The 14120-nt window shown below is 33.0% G+C and carries 13 protein-coding genes and 1 riboswitch; of the genes, 11 read left to right on the forward strand and 2 right to left on the reverse strand.

Translation table 11 applies throughout. The features are described 5' to 3' along the window. Positions 1 to 56: 56 nt before the first annotated feature. The 7 genes from NYQ10_RS00440 to NYQ10_RS00470 all read left to right on the forward strand — a co-directional run bounded on the left by NYQ10_RS00440 (position 57) and on the right by NYQ10_RS00470 (position 7386). Positions 57 to 419 carry a DUF5522 domain-containing protein gene (locus NYQ10_RS00440; RefSeq protein ID WP_289878426.1) on the forward strand — a complete coding sequence of 121 codons (363 nt, stop codon included), beginning with the start codon at positions 57 to 59 and terminating at the stop codon, positions 417 to 419. A 97-nt stretch (positions 420 to 516) separates the two neighbouring features. Further along, on the forward strand, positions 517 to 1026 hold the full coding sequence (gene cobU, locus NYQ10_RS00445; protein WP_289878427.1) for a bifunctional adenosylcobinamide kinase/adenosylcobinamide-phosphate guanylyltransferase: 510 nt from the start codon (positions 517 to 519) through the stop codon (positions 1024 to 1026). A 129-nt stretch (positions 1027 to 1155) separates the two neighbouring features. Beyond that, complete coding sequence (gene cobT / locus NYQ10_RS00450; protein WP_289878428.1) at positions 1156 to 2835, forward strand: nicotinate-nucleotide--dimethylbenzimidazole phosphoribosyltransferase; 1680 nt, start codon at positions 1156 to 1158, stop codon at positions 2833 to 2835. Between the two features lie 64 nt (positions 2836 to 2899). After that, complete coding sequence (locus NYQ10_RS00455; RefSeq protein ID WP_289878429.1) at positions 2900 to 3697, forward strand: adenosylcobinamide-GDP ribazoletransferase; 798 nt, start codon at positions 2900 to 2902, stop codon at positions 3695 to 3697. Further along, positions 3682 to 4215, forward strand: a complete 534-nt coding sequence (gene cobC / locus NYQ10_RS00460; RefSeq protein ID WP_289878430.1) for an alpha-ribazole phosphatase — start codon at positions 3682 to 3684, stop codon at positions 4213 to 4215. The genes NYQ10_RS00455 and cobC overlap by 16 nt, the downstream gene beginning before the upstream one ends. A 69-nt stretch (positions 4216 to 4284) precedes the next feature. Further along, positions 4285 to 4486: riboswitch (cobalamin riboswitch) on the forward strand. 28 nt (positions 4487 to 4514) lie between these two features. Further along, the gene (locus tag NYQ10_RS00465) at positions 4515 to 6350 is read left to right on the forward strand and encodes a TonB-dependent receptor plug domain-containing protein (RefSeq protein ID WP_289878431.1); all 1836 of its coding nucleotides are present in this window, start codon (positions 4515 to 4517) and stop codon (positions 6348 to 6350) included. A 4-nt stretch (positions 6351 to 6354) separates the two neighbouring features. Then, positions 6355 to 7386, forward strand: coding sequence for a DUF5074 domain-containing protein (locus NYQ10_RS00470; RefSeq protein WP_289878432.1), 1032 nt, complete (start codon positions 6355 to 6357; stop codon positions 7384 to 7386). 70 nt (positions 7387 to 7456) lie between these two features. On the opposite strand, the gene NYQ10_RS00475 is transcribed toward NYQ10_RS00470, so the two are convergent. Beyond that, positions 7457 to 8902 carry a S41 family peptidase gene (locus tag NYQ10_RS00475; RefSeq protein WP_289878433.1) on the reverse strand — a complete coding sequence of 482 codons (1446 nt, stop codon included), beginning with the start codon at positions 8900 to 8902 and terminating at the stop codon, positions 7457 to 7459. Between the two features lie 163 nt (positions 8903 to 9065). Between NYQ10_RS00475 and NYQ10_RS00480 the strand changes: the two genes are divergently transcribed. Genes NYQ10_RS00480 through NYQ10_RS00495 form a run of 4 tightly spaced genes read left to right on the forward strand, consistent with a single transcriptional unit; the run spans position 9066 to position 11120 of the window. Further along, the gene (locus tag NYQ10_RS00480) at positions 9066 to 9575 is read left to right on the forward strand and encodes an RNA polymerase sigma factor (RefSeq protein ID WP_289878434.1); all 510 of its coding nucleotides are present in this window, start codon (positions 9066 to 9068) and stop codon (positions 9573 to 9575) included. Continuing rightward, the gene (locus NYQ10_RS00485) at positions 9562 to 10035 is read left to right on the forward strand and encodes a hypothetical protein (RefSeq protein WP_289878435.1); all 474 of its coding nucleotides are present in this window, start codon (positions 9562 to 9564) and stop codon (positions 10033 to 10035) included. Before NYQ10_RS00480 ends, NYQ10_RS00485 begins: the two co-directional genes overlap by 14 nt. A 16-nt stretch (positions 10036 to 10051) precedes the next feature. Next, positions 10052 to 10579 (forward strand): DUF4252 domain-containing protein, encoded by a 528-nt coding sequence (locus tag NYQ10_RS00490; protein ID WP_289878436.1) that lies wholly within the window; start codon positions 10052 to 10054, stop codon positions 10577 to 10579. A 1-nt stretch (position 10580) separates the two neighbouring features. Next, complete coding sequence (locus tag NYQ10_RS00495) at positions 10581 to 11120, forward strand: DUF4252 domain-containing protein (RefSeq protein ID WP_289878437.1); 540 nt, start codon at positions 10581 to 10583, stop codon at positions 11118 to 11120. A gap of 68 nt (positions 11121 to 11188) precedes the next feature. Here NYQ10_RS00495 and carB read toward each other — a convergent pair whose 3' ends face one another. Further along, entirely contained in the window at positions 11189 to 14044 is a 2856-nt protein-coding gene (carB, locus tag NYQ10_RS00500; RefSeq protein ID WP_289878438.1) for a carbamoyl-phosphate synthase large subunit, read from the reverse strand. Positions 14045 to 14120: the final 76 nt, after the last annotated feature.

Raw genomic sequence — 14120 nt, forward strand, 5'->3', positions numbered from 1 at the left:
ATATTTTTTTTGTTTACCTTTATTCTTACAAATTTAAACAATTGTATCTTTGCGATATGAATACCACAAAAAAGAAAATTTGCTCAAGCTGTGATTCTGAATTCAGCTGCGGAGATATATCTATAGTAAATAAATGTTGGTGTAATGATTATCCACCAATATTTAATCTTTCTGAAGGAGGCGACTGTCTCTGTCCAAGTTGTTTTAAAGAGGCTTGCGAAGATAAAATTGATGCCTATGTCGAAACTCTTTCTAAAGAAAAAGCACTTCAAAACAAAGCCAAAGATCTACCCAAAACAGAAATCTTAATTGAAGGAATCGATTATTATCTTGAAAATGGAAATATGGTTTTTAAAACTTGGTACCATTTAAAAAGAGGAACTTGTTGCGGAAATAATTGCCGACATTGCCCTTATTAATTGTTAATTATAAATTGTTAATTATAAATTGTTAATTATAAATTGTTAGTTGTTAATTATTAACTTGGCTGCCACAATCTAACAATTAATAATTACAATGCTTCACTTAATCATTGGCGGTGAGCGTTCTGGAAAAAGTAGTTATGCCCAAAAACTTGCTTTAGAACTTTCTAATTCACCTTTATATATTGCAACGGCTCGAAAATGGGATTCTGATTTTCAAACCCGAATTGATCGTCATCAAAACGAACGCGACGAACGCTGGACCAATATTGAAGAAGAAAAACATCTGAGTAAAATTGATTTTTCTGGAAAAACAGCATTAATTGACTGCGTTACACTTTGGTTGACAAACTTTTTTGTAGACAACAAAAATGACGTTGCTTTGAGTTTGGAAGAAGCTAAAAAAGAATTTCTTGCTATTGCGAAAAATCAAAACTCCAATATCATCATTGTAACAAACGAAATCGGAATGGGCGTTCATGCAGAAACTCATATCGGCAGAAAATTTGTTGAACTTCAAGGTTGGATGAATCAATTTCTTGCCGAAAATGCTGACGAGGTTGTTTTGATGGTTTCGGGAATTCCGGTAAAAATTAAAGGATAACCAAATTCAATGTCAATCACAATTACAATATCAAAAAACAAATTCTAAACTTTTAAATTCTAAATTCCAATATCGTGAAGTATCTTTACATAAAGAGCAAATTGATATTGATTTTTGAAATTGAAAATTATGAGCAATCTAGACGATATATTAAAATCCCGCCGCGATACCCGACATTTTACAACCGATGAAGTTCCTGATGAAGTAATTCAGAAAGCTTTACAGGCTGGACATTGGGCGCCTTCTGTCGGGTTAACTGACGCGACTAGATATTTCCTCATTAAATCGGATGAAGTTAAAAGTTCTATAAAAAATCTGTTTTTAGATTACAACAAAAAAGCAGCTGAACTTACTGATAACGAAGAACAAAAAGAACTATATAATTCGCTAAAACTAGAAGCAATCGAAGAAGCTCCAATCGGACTTATTATTGCTTATGACCGTTCTGTTTTAAACCAATTTACAATTGGAACGATTGGAAGCAATGAAGCCGTGAAATTCAGTTCGGTTTGTGCGGCGCAGAATATCTGGCTTTCGCTTACAGAACAAGGTTACGGAATGGGATGGGTTTCTATTTTGAATTATTATCAGTTTAAAAAAATCCTCGATTTACCCGAAAATATTGAACCGTTGGGTTATTTCTGTATCGGAAAACCAGCAACAAATTATAACAATCAGCCAATGCTTCAGCAATTGCATTGGAAACAGAAATCGGAAGCTCCAATTTGTAAAGAGATTAACGAAATTCATAAAATAAATATTCCTGATTTTACAGTTAAATCTGAAAATGAAATCGCCGACAAATCTGATTTTTGTAAACTTTTGCAAGAAAAAATAGATTCGAAAACAAAACCTGTTGGTTCTTTGGGAACTCTTGAAACTTTAGCTTTTCAAATGGCTACTGTTTTCGAAACTTTAAATCCGAAAATTACAAATCCGAATATTGTAGTTTTTGCGGCAGATCACGGAATTGCAAATCATGACGTAAGCGATTATCCGCAAGATGTTACACGCCAAATGGTTACTAATTTTCTGGATGGTGGAGCCGCAATAAATGTTTTCTGCAAACAAAACGATATTGAATTATCTATTGTAGATGCTGGCGTAAATTACGATTTCCCAACCAATGCAAAATTGATTAATTCGAAAATTGCTAAAGGAACTCAGTCATTTTTACACGTTCCAGCAATGAGCGAAACTGAAGTTCAATTATGTTTTGAAAAAGGAAAATCGATTGTTGATACTATTGCAAAATCAGGCGCAAACTGCATCGGTTTTGGCGAAATGGGAATTGGAAATACTTCTACAGCTTCTGTTTTAATGAGTCTTTTAACTGGTTTTTCTATTGAAGAATGTGTCGGAAAAGGAACTGGAGTTTCTGATGAAAAGCTCATTCAAAAACAAAATATTTTAAAAAAAGCTATCGAAAATTATTCTGGCAAAACCGATTTAATGTCACAGCTTGCTTATTTTGGAGGTTTTGAAATTCTACAAATGGCGGGCGGAATGCTTTCTGCTTTTGAAAACAAAATGCTGATTTTAGTTGATGGTTTTATTTGCACTGTCGCCTTTTTAATCGCTTCAAAAATAAATCCGAATATTTCAAAAAATGCTATTTTTTGTCATTGTTCTGCCGAAAAAGCACATCAAAAATTATTAAATTATTTAGATGCAAAAACAATTTTAAATTTAGATTTACGCTTAGGCGAAGGAACAGGCTGCGCGGTTGCTTTTCCAATTTTAAAATCGGCTGAGGCTTTTTTGAATGAAATGGCTAGTTTTGAGAGCGCGGGAATAAGTCGAAAGTAGTATTTAGTCTCAGTCACAGTTTTCAGTTTTGCACCAATAAGTCTTGATTAATCAATCATATTAAATGAAAAAAGAACTACACATTTTCTTTACCTGTTTAATGTTCTACACCAGAATTCCCTGTCCAAAAAACATTACGCATGATCCGGATTATTTAAATAAAGCTACAAGATATTTTCCTTTTATTGGATGGATTGTTGGTAGTATTTCTTTTATAGCTTATTCTCTATTTGCTCAATTTCTTTATACAGAAACAGCCGTGATTTGTTCGATCGTGATTTCCGTTTTAACAACTGGGGCTTTTCACGAAGACGGTTTTGCAGATGTTTGCGATGGTTTTGGCGGAGGCTGGACAAAAGAAAAAATCTTGATGATAATGAAAGACAGTGTAATTGGCGCTTATGGAGCAATTGGATTGGTTTTGCTTTTTTTATTAAAATTCAGATTGTTATCAGAATCTATTATAATATTTCAAGTTTATGATGACATGGCAGTTTTTAAAATTTTCCTCTTATTTATTTCTGCGCATTCTATAAGTCGATTGGCAGCGATCAGCATTATTTTCACGCATGAATATTCTCGCGAAGACGCTTCAAGCAAAAGCAAGCCAATTGCCAAACAATTTACTTGGAAAGAAGTTTTTGGCTCTTTCTTTTTTGGTCTAGTTCCTTTAATTGTATTTTCTCTTTTTGATTTTAGATTAATTCTAGCCGTAATTCCTGTTTTTATAACGAGATATTTTTTAGCTCGATATTTCCAAAAATGGATTGACGGTTATACAGGAGATTGTCTAGGAGCGACGCAGCAAGTTTGCGAAATTATATTTTACCTAAGTATTCTACTTATATGGAAATTTATCTAGTTCGTCATACCGAAACCATTTGCGAAAAAGGAATTTGTTACGGACAGTCAGACGTAAATATTGCAGAACCTTTTGATGAAATTTTCGATAAAATTATTTCCGAATTACCATCCGAAGCTGTTATTTTTTCGAGTCCGTTAAAGCGTTGTGTAATTTTAGCAAAACATATTCAAGAAAACATAAATGCAATTTCTTATCAAGAAGACGATCGCTTAAAAGAAATGAATTTTGGCGATTGGGAATTGAAAACTTGGAATGAAATTCCGCCTGAAGAACTCAATCCGTGGATGGAAGATTTTGTAAATATTAAAGTTTCAAACGGCGAATCTTTTACAGAACTTCATGAAAGAGTTGGTGATTTTTTAACGAATGAAATTTCAAAAATAAAAGAACCCATTATTATCGTTGCTCATGCAGGAATAATTAGGAGTATTTTGTGCCATCAAACTTCACTTCCTTTAAAAGATGCATTTAATAACAAAGTTGATTTTGGCGAAGTTATCAGAATTGAATTATAAATCTGATGTTTGTTTGATTATTAAGCCTTAAAAGTGAAACAAATTTGAAAATTCAATATTTTTAACTTTATCTTTGCAGCAAATTAAGGTTGTGTTTAAACAAACACATTAAAAGGGAATCAAGTAAATTCTTGAGCTGTACCCGCAACTGTAAGCTTAGTTCTTAAACGAATGCTTGTTGTAAACTGCAAAACCACTGCCACGCACTGCGTGATGGGAAGGTAAACAACAAGACGCAAGCCAGGAGACCTGCCTTTGTAACAAATTATCGAGCTCTCGGGAAAAAGAGTGTAGAAATTATGACTATAAAACTAAGGTTTGCTTTTTGTTTACTGTTGTTGTGCCAGATTATTTCGGCGCAGAATGATTCTATTAATAAATTGAAAGAGGTTGTCGTTTCTGATAACAATCTTAAGAATTTCTCCAATACACAATCGATACAAAGGTTAAGCGATTCTATTATAAGCAAAAACCAATCTTCATTAACTTCTCTTTTAAATTATAATACTATAATCTATTTTAAAGAAAATGGATTAGGAATGACTTCTTCGCCTTCCTTTAGAGGAACTACTTCTCAACAGACTGTAGTAGTCTGGAATGGAATAAATATCAACTCTCAGTTATTAGGACAAGCAGATTTTAATACTATTTCAACACGAGGTTTTAATTCGATAGATGTAAAAGCAGGCGGAGGAAGTGTTGTTTACGGAAGCGGTGCAATTGGAGGAACTATTCATTTAAATAATGATTTGAAATTTACAGATACATTCAAAAACGATTTTCAAATTTATTATGGAGAATTTAATACTGTAAGTGCAATTTATGGCATTACGGCAGCAACCAAGAAATGGAGTTTTGATGCCAGTTTTACTAGAAATAGCTCTGATAATGATTTTAAATTTGTCGGTCAAGAAGTTTGGAACAAAAACGGACAATACTACAATAATACTCTTGATGCAGCAATTGGTTATAAAATAAATGACAAAAACAGCATCAAATTTTATAGCGAAATTTATGATGGCGAACGTCACTTTTCTCTAACATCGCCAAATGCAACCAAAACAAAATACCAAGATTACAACACTCGTAATTTATTAACATGGAGCAGTTCTTTTAGTAATTTCAATTCAAATGTGAGACTTGCTTACATAACAGAACATTACAATTATTTTGAAGACATCAATCTAGACGGATATACTTCTGGTGGAGTAAAAAGTTTCATTGGAAAATATGATCTTGATTACACGATTTCTTCTACAATGAAAATAAGTACCATTTTAGATTACACTAAAAATGACGGTTTAGGCTCTGGTATTGGAAGAAGTACACGTCAAATTGGTGGCGCAAGTTTATTATGGAAACATACGCTTACAGAAAAATGGAATTATGAAATGAGCGCTAGAAAAGAAGTTTCAGATGTCTACAAAAGTCCTGTTCTTTTCTCTGTTGGCTCACGCTACAATTTTTCAGATTTCTATAAGCTTAAATTTAACTTTTCGAGAAATTTCAGAATTCCAACTTTTAATGATTTGTATTGGGAAGGAAGCGGAAATCCGGATTTAAAACCCGAAAGTTCGTTTCAGGCAGAAATTGGAAATGAATTTACTTATAAAGATTTTCGAATGACCATTACGGCATACGGAATGAAGATTAAAGACATGATTCGTTGGTTACCAAACAATACCGGAAATTGGTCTCCAGAAAATACAGACAGAGTTACTATTTATGGCGCTGAAGCACTTTTAGGATGGAAAAAAAGTTTTGGCAAAAACACTTTCGATTTTAGCGGTACTTATGCTTACACCGTTTCATTGGACGACAGAACAGATAAACAGCTTTTTTACGTGCCTTATCATAAACTAACTGGTTCTTTATCTTATTATTATAAGAAACTTTCTGCCTATTATCAAATTATGTATACGGGCGAAATTTTTACAACATCAGATAATAATCCAAAATATATACTTGACGCTTACAATGTTTCGAACATTGGTGTTGATTACAATTTTAGCAAGAAAAACATTTTCAAATTGGGAGTTAAAGCCGCTAATCTTTGGAATGAAAAATATGAAGCTCTACCTAGCCGATTTATGCCTGGGCGAAATTTAACTATTTATTTAAACCTTAATTATTAAAAACATGAAATTAAAAAATCTTTATTTAGGAATTATTGCCTCTGCATTTTTATTTGCTTCTTGTAGCAGTGATGATGACGACAACGACGTTCCGTTGGGAGTTTATGACAATGGTGTGCTTATTTTAAATGAAGGAAATTTTGGAACGCCTAATGCATCAGTTTCTTACGTTTCAAATGATTTGGCTACTTTTCAAAATGATATTTTCAAATTGGTAAATACTCCAATGATTCTTGGAGATGTTGCTCAATCAATGTCTTTTAGCAATGAAAAAGCTTTTATTGTTGTAAACAATTCTAATGAGGTAGAAGTTGTAAACCGTTATACTTTTAAAAGTTTGGGAACAATTACAGAAAAACTTCAAAACCCACGTTACAGTGTTGTTGTAAATGACAAATTATATGTAACAAATTCAATTTCTCAAGCTGTTACCGTTTATGATGCAAAAACTTATGCTTACATAACTTCAATTTCATTAGGAAAAACTGCTGAAAAAATTATTGCTGCAAACGGAAAAATTTATGTAACAAATGCAGCTTACGGAAGCGGAAGTGAAGTGACTGTTATTAGCCCTTCAACAAATACTGTAACTAAAACAATCACACTAGAAAATGGTATTAATTCGATTGAAGAAAATAATGGATCTGTATATGTATTAGCAGGAACTAGCACTAAAAGTAAATTATTCAAAATTAACACTTCTACAGATACTGCAACATCTTTCGAATCGACTACAGTAAAAAATGCTATAAACATGGATATTGATGGAGATAAAATCTATTACACTCAAGGAACTGGTGTTTATGCAATTAACTTATCTGCAACAGCTTTTTCAGACAAAGCTTTATTTTCTGTAAAAGATAGCAGCTGGTCTACTTTTTATGGTTTTGGAGTAATCGATGGCAGAATATATTCTGGTGATGCAAATGCATTTACTTCAGACGGAACTGTTACTGTATATTCTTCAACTGGAACAGTATTAAAAACATTAACTGTTGGCGTAGGACCAAATGGTTTTTATTCTAACAATAATTAGAATTTATTTTTTTTTTTGGAATAAAAAAGGCTTTCATTTCTGAAAGCCTTTTTTAATATATTTAATTTTCTTAGAATACTTTTGGTGCAGTTTTAAGATACATTCCGTGTCTTAATCCGTTTAAGATTTTTGAGTCTGTTACATAAGGACGTAAAGGCTCAGAATCTGTTTGGATTTTCTTAGCTGCATTTCCAGTTATTTTCGAAATTGCATTACTAAGCAAAGGTTCTGTAGTTTCTCCTAAAACACCATAATTAAGAACCGATTCAAACTGTTGGTAAGTTGGCACTAAACCTTGTGTATAATCTCCAAAATTAACAGAGTTTGTAATTTTAAGAACCAAAGGCTGCATTGCATATTTATGATTTGGGTTGATTCCTTTTTTAGTCGTCAGAGTTTCTGAATCATAAACTGTAAACGATCCAACATTTTTTCCAACTGTAGTTTCTCCGATTTGAACAACATTAATGTACGGTTTTAATCCGTTGATAATTAATTCACTTGCAGAAGCTGTACTTGCAGTTGTAATAACATAAACAGTAGTCATATTCAAGCTGTTTAAGTTTTTAACGAATCTAACGTTTAAATCCTCCAAATCAGCTGTACTAAGACCTTGCATTTGTTTGCTATTAAAAGTCATTTTTGAGAAGATTTGTGTATCGAATTGTCCAGTAATCATACTAGCCAGTTTCGCAGATGTTGCAATAGATCCTCCTCCATTATAACGAAGATCTAAAATAAAATCTGTAACTCCTTGTCCTTTCAATGTACCAAAAGCTTGATTCAATCTATCATCATAATCAGCATAGAAACCGTTGTACATTAAATAACCTATTTTATGGCTTCCAGAAGTAATTACTTTATTGATGAAAATTGGATTTTCTTCTAAAACCGTTTTCGTTAAAGAAACCGATTTTCCATTCAAAACAAAAGCACTTCCGTTATAATCAGCTAAATTTAATGTGTAAGTATCTTTGCCTATTAACTCTTGATAATTAGAAACAGTAAGTTTGGTTCCGTTAATGCTTGTAAACAAATCACCACGTTTAATAGCTTTTGTTGAAGCATCAGAATTTGGAATAATATAGCGAACATAACCAACCAAATCATTTGATCCTGAAGCAACTCGGCTTAATCTAAAATCTACTCCATTGTTTTTTGAGATTCCGCTTAATTCTTGTTCCAAAACAGTATAATCATCAACAATCCAGCTAAAACGGTCAATTGCATCTCCGTTTGGATATTTGCTTTCTGGTTTATTCAATAAATCTTGAAACAAATCTTCTGGTTTTGCATAACCTTTTAAGAAATTATTAAAGTCATTTTCAGTTGCAAAACGGTTATCGGCTAAATTCGGAACATCGGCTTGCCATAAATAAACTTCATTTAATCCTTTCCAGATAAAACTATTAATCTGTACGTCTGCTGGAGCGGCAACATCGTCATTATCTTCACATGACTGCAAAGAGAAAGCGAATAAAAAAAGAAAAAGAGCACTCTTTAAAATTGTTTTCATATCATTTAAGTATCTTAGTAGTATAGTGTAAAAGTAGCATCTTTAATATTAGCTTGGTCATAAAAGCAATATTTTTTTTACATAAAAAAAAATTATTTTTTGTTGTAACAAATCTAATTGTGCTTCGTCTTGAATATATAAGCTAACGATTAACCATCAGATAATGAACCAAGTTGTATTTATAGAATTAATAAATCCTTTTAAAGACAAAGTTTTTCGTCTGGCAAAAAGATTGCTTACAAGTACTGAAGAAGCCGAAGATGCAACTCAGGAAGTAATGGTGAAATTATGGAACAAAAAAGAAAGTCTGGAAAGTTACAATAGTGTTGAAGCGCTTGCAATGACAATGACTAAAAATTATTGCTTGGATCAGTTAAAATCTAAACGAGCCAGTAATCTTCAAATTGTTCATAATAATTTTACTGACCGACAGCCGCAATTGGACAAAAAATTAGAAGATGAAAACAGTTTAGAATGGGTTGAAAAAATAATAAATCAAATGCCAGAACAAATGCAAATGTTAATTCAGCTTCGAGATGTAGAACAATATGAGTTTGACGAAATAGCCAAAATCGTTAATATGAATGAAACGGCAATACGAGTTGCACTTTCGAGAGCAAGAAAAAAAATTAGAGAATCAATGACAAATACACACCTTTATGGAACCAAATAAAATAGAAGATATATTAGAAAAATACTTTGAGGGAGAAACTTCTGTTGCCGAAGAAAATCAATTAAGAGAATACTTTTCTTCACCAAATGTTGCGCAGCATTTGGAACAGTACAAACCAATGTTTGGTTATTTCTCTCAAGCAAAAGAACAGAAGTCGACGCACGAGATTCCACTACTCCCGAAGTCTCGGGATAAAAAACGCAACGTAGCGTGGTTATCTATTGCAGCTTCAGCTGTTGTTTTAATGGGAATTGGAACTTACTTTTTCGTTAGCGAACAAAAAGAGACTACTGCAGTAGCTTCGCAAACAGAATTAGGAACTTACCAAGATCCCGAAGAAGCGCTAAAAGCAACTCAAAAGGCTTTAGCATTATTATCAAACAATGTTAATGTAGGTATCGAAAGTGTACAGTACATTAAAGAATACGAACAATCAAAAAACAAAATTTTTAAACAGTAATTAAATTCAAATAAAAATGAAAAATTTCATCATAACTTTAGTATTCGCATTCGTTACAAACGTTTTTTATGCACAAGGTGCTTTTGACAAATTTGACGGTCAAGACGATGTAACTTCTGTAATTGTAAACAAGAAAATGTTCGATTTAATGAGCAAAGTAAACGCTGACAATTCAGACAAAGAAACGCAGCAATATATCAAACTAATTAAAAAATTAGATTACTTAAAAGTCTTTACAACCAAAAATCCTAAAATCGAAGCCGAAATGAAAGCTTCTGCAGATAAATACATAAAAACTGCTGGTCTTGAAGAATTAATGAGAGTAAATGACAGCGGTAAAAATGTCAAAATTATGGTTAAATCTGGTGCAAGCGACACACAAATTAAAGAATTATTAATGTTTGTAGACGGCGCAAAAAATGACGAAACTGTTCTTTTGTCTCTAACTGGTAATTTTGATTTGAACGAAATCTCTGTTTTAACAGATAAAATGAATCTTCCTGGTGGTACAGATTTAAAGAAAGCTTCTAAAAACAAAAAATAAAATGAAAGCAACTGTTTTTATCTCAACCCTATTCTTCTTACTGACTTTGGTAAGTTGCAATTCTGAACCTTCACTTCAAAAATATTTTGTTGAGAATTCGGAGAAAAAAGACTTTATTGCCTTAGATGTTTCGCCAAACATTCTAAATGTTGACAAAGCAAAATTATCCGCAGAACAAAACGAAGCTTTAAATTCTTTTGATAAAATGAATATTCTGGCTTTTAAAGCAGATCAAAAAAATCAGACTGAGTTTGAAATTGAAAGAAATAAGGTAAAAGCCATTTTAAAAGATTCGAAATATCAGGAATTAATGAAATTTGGTTCTGGTAAAGACGGCGCTTCAGTAAGCTATGTTGGAAGTGACGACAATATTAAAGAGTTTGTCATTTTCGCCAACAGAAAAGAAAACGGTTTTGCTGTAGTTCGTGTTTTAGGCGAAGATATGAATCCGAACAATATTATTACTTTAATGTCTGTTTTACAAAAATCAAAAATAGATATGGAGCAACTAAAACCTTTACAAGAATTACTTAAAAAATAATACATCTTACTTTTATACTTAAAAAAGCTCCAGAATTGGAGCTTTTCTTTTATAATACAAGTCTGAGATTATTTACTCAAATACATTTTTCTTCTAGAGTACAATTCGTAGAATTGATCGTCTTTTAAATCATCAATAAACAAGATGCTTTCTCCTGTTGATTTCATTTCTGGTCCTAACGCTTTGTTTACGTTCGGGAATTTGCTGAAAGAGAAAACTGGTTGTTTGATTGCATATCCGTTTAACTGTGGGTTGAAATCAAAATCAGTTACTTTATTATGACCTAACATTACTTTTGTAGCGTAATTTACGTAAGGTTCTCCGTAAGCTTTTGCAATAAACGGAACCGTTCTAGAAGCTCTTGGGTTTGCTTCGATGATGTAAACTGTATCATCTTTAATTGCAAACTGAATGTTGATTAAACCAACCGTTTTTAAAGCTCTTGCAATTTTATGCGTATGATCTTTAATTTGCTGCATTACAAATTCTCCTAAGTTGAAAGGAGGCAATGTTGCGTTACTATCTCCAGAGTGAACACCGCAAGGCTCGATGTGCTCCATAATTCCGATGATGTAAACATTTCCATCAGCATCACAAATTGCATCAGCTTCAGCTTCGATTGCTCCAGCCAAATAGTGATCTAGTAATAATTTGTTTCCTGGAATTGCTTTCAACAAATCGATTACGTGCTCTTCAAGCTCTTTTTTATTGATTACAATTTTCATTCCCTGACCTCCTAATACATATGAAGGACGAATTAAAAGTGGGAAATCTAGAGTATCAGCCAATTTTGAAGCTTCGTCTGCCGTTTCAGCGATTCCGAATCTTGGGAAAGGAATATTTAATTCAGTTAATAAATCTGAGAATCTTCCTCTGTCTTCTGCTAAGTCAAGTGCGTCAAAACTAGTTCCGATGATTTTCACACCGTATTTAGATAATTTATCTGCTAATTTAAGAGCCGTCTGACCACCAAGCTGAACGATTACACCTTCTGGTTTTTCGTGTTGGATAATATCATAAATATGCTCCCAGAAAACTGGTTCAAAGTATAGTTTATCAGCAGTATCAAAGTCTGTAGAAACTGTTTCAGGATTACAGTTAATCATGATTGTTTCGTAACCGCATTCTTTAGCAGCTAAAACTCCGTGTACACAAGAGTAATCAAACTCGATTCCTTGTCCGATTCTGTTTGGTCCAGAACCTAAAACAATCACTTTCTTTCTATCTGTTACGATACTTTCGTTATCTACATAACGTTCTCCGTTTGCTTTTTCAATTTGAGCTTCGAATGTTGAGTAGTAATAAGGCGTTTTTGCTTTAAACTCTGCTGCACAAGTATCTACCAATTTAAACACACGGTTGATTTTTTGATCCATACGTAAAGTGTGTACTTCACTTTCTAAACAACTCATCATATGCGCTAATTGTCTGTCTGCAAAACCTTTTTGTTTTGCTTCAAGCAATAATTCTTTAGGAAGATCAGAAACTTTGTAGTTTGAAATTTCTTTTTCTAAAGTATAAAGTTCTTCGTATTGTTTTAAGAACCACATATCGATTCTTGTAATTTCGTGAATTGTGCTCAACGGAATTCCCATTGCGATAGCATCGTAGATTACGAAAACACGATCCCAACTTGCGAAAGTTAGTTTTTCAATGATTTGCTCGTAATCCTTGTATCCTTTTCCATCAGCGCCTAAACCATTTCTCTTAATTTCAAGAGATTGAGTTGCTTTATGAAGCGCTTCTTGGAAAGAACGTCCGATTCCCATAACCTCACCTACAGATTTCATCTGAAGTCCTAAAGTTCTGTCTGAACCTTCAAATTTATCGAAGTTCCAACGTGGTATTTTTACGATAACATAATCTAAAGTTGGTTCAAAAAGAGCCGAAGTAGATTTTGTAATTTGATTTTGTAATTCATCTAAGTTGTATCCTAAGGCTAGTTTCGAAGCGATTTTAGCGATTGGATATCCAGTTGCTTTTGATGCTAAAGCAGAAGAACGAGATACACGAGGGTTAATCTCGATTGCTACGATATCTTCTTTTTCGTCTGGCGAAACTGCGAATTGTACGTTACATCCTCCAGCAAAATTTCCGATACTTCTCATCATTAAGATAGCGTAGTCACGTAATTTTTGGAAAGTTGTATCAGATAAAGTCATCGCTGGCGCAACTGTAATCGAATCTCCAGTGTGGATTCCCATTGGATCCATATTTTCGATAGAACAGATAATTACAACGTTGTCATTTTTATCTCTTAAAAGCTCTAATTCGTATTCTTTCCATCCCATTAAAGCTTTGTCGATCAAAACTTCGTGAATTGGAGAAGCTTCTAGTCCGCGAGTTAAAAGCTCATCAAAATCTTCTTTTTTGTAAACCACAGCTGCTCCAGTTCCTCCAAGTGTAAACGAAGGACGAATAACAAGCGGAAAACCAAATTCTTGAGCAATTTCTTTTCCTTCTAAATAAGAAGTAGCTGTTTTTGCTGGTGCCGTTGGTACATTTATTCTTTCTAAAAGCTGTTTAAATTGCTCTCTATCCTCAGTAATATTAATTGCATTAACATCAACACCGATTAATTTTACTCCGAAATCTTGCCAGATTCCTTTTTCTTCAGCTTCCAAACACAAGTTCAAAGCTGTTTGTCCTCCCATTGTTGGTAAAACAGCATCAATTTGTGGATGTTCCTTAAGAATTTCAATAATCGATTTTGTAGTTAAAGGTTTCAAATAAATATGATCGGCCATAGATGGGTCGGTCATAATAGTCGCTGGGTTTGAGTTAATCAAGATAACCTCAATTCCTTCTTCACGGATCGAACGAGCAGATTGTGATCCTGCATAATCGAATTCGCAAGCTTGGCCAATAACAATAGGTCCTGAACCTATAATTAAAACTGATTTTATTGATGTGTCTTTAGGCATTTTGTATGTATTGTGTAGTTATTTAAGATTTTAAAAAACTTTTCTAGTGTACTAAAAACTAGAAAGTTGAGAAAAT

Source organism: Flavobacterium johnsoniae (genome assembly GCF_030388325.1).
Classification (GTDB): Bacteria; Bacteroidota; Bacteroidia; order Flavobacteriales; family Flavobacteriaceae; genus Flavobacterium; species Flavobacterium johnsoniae_C.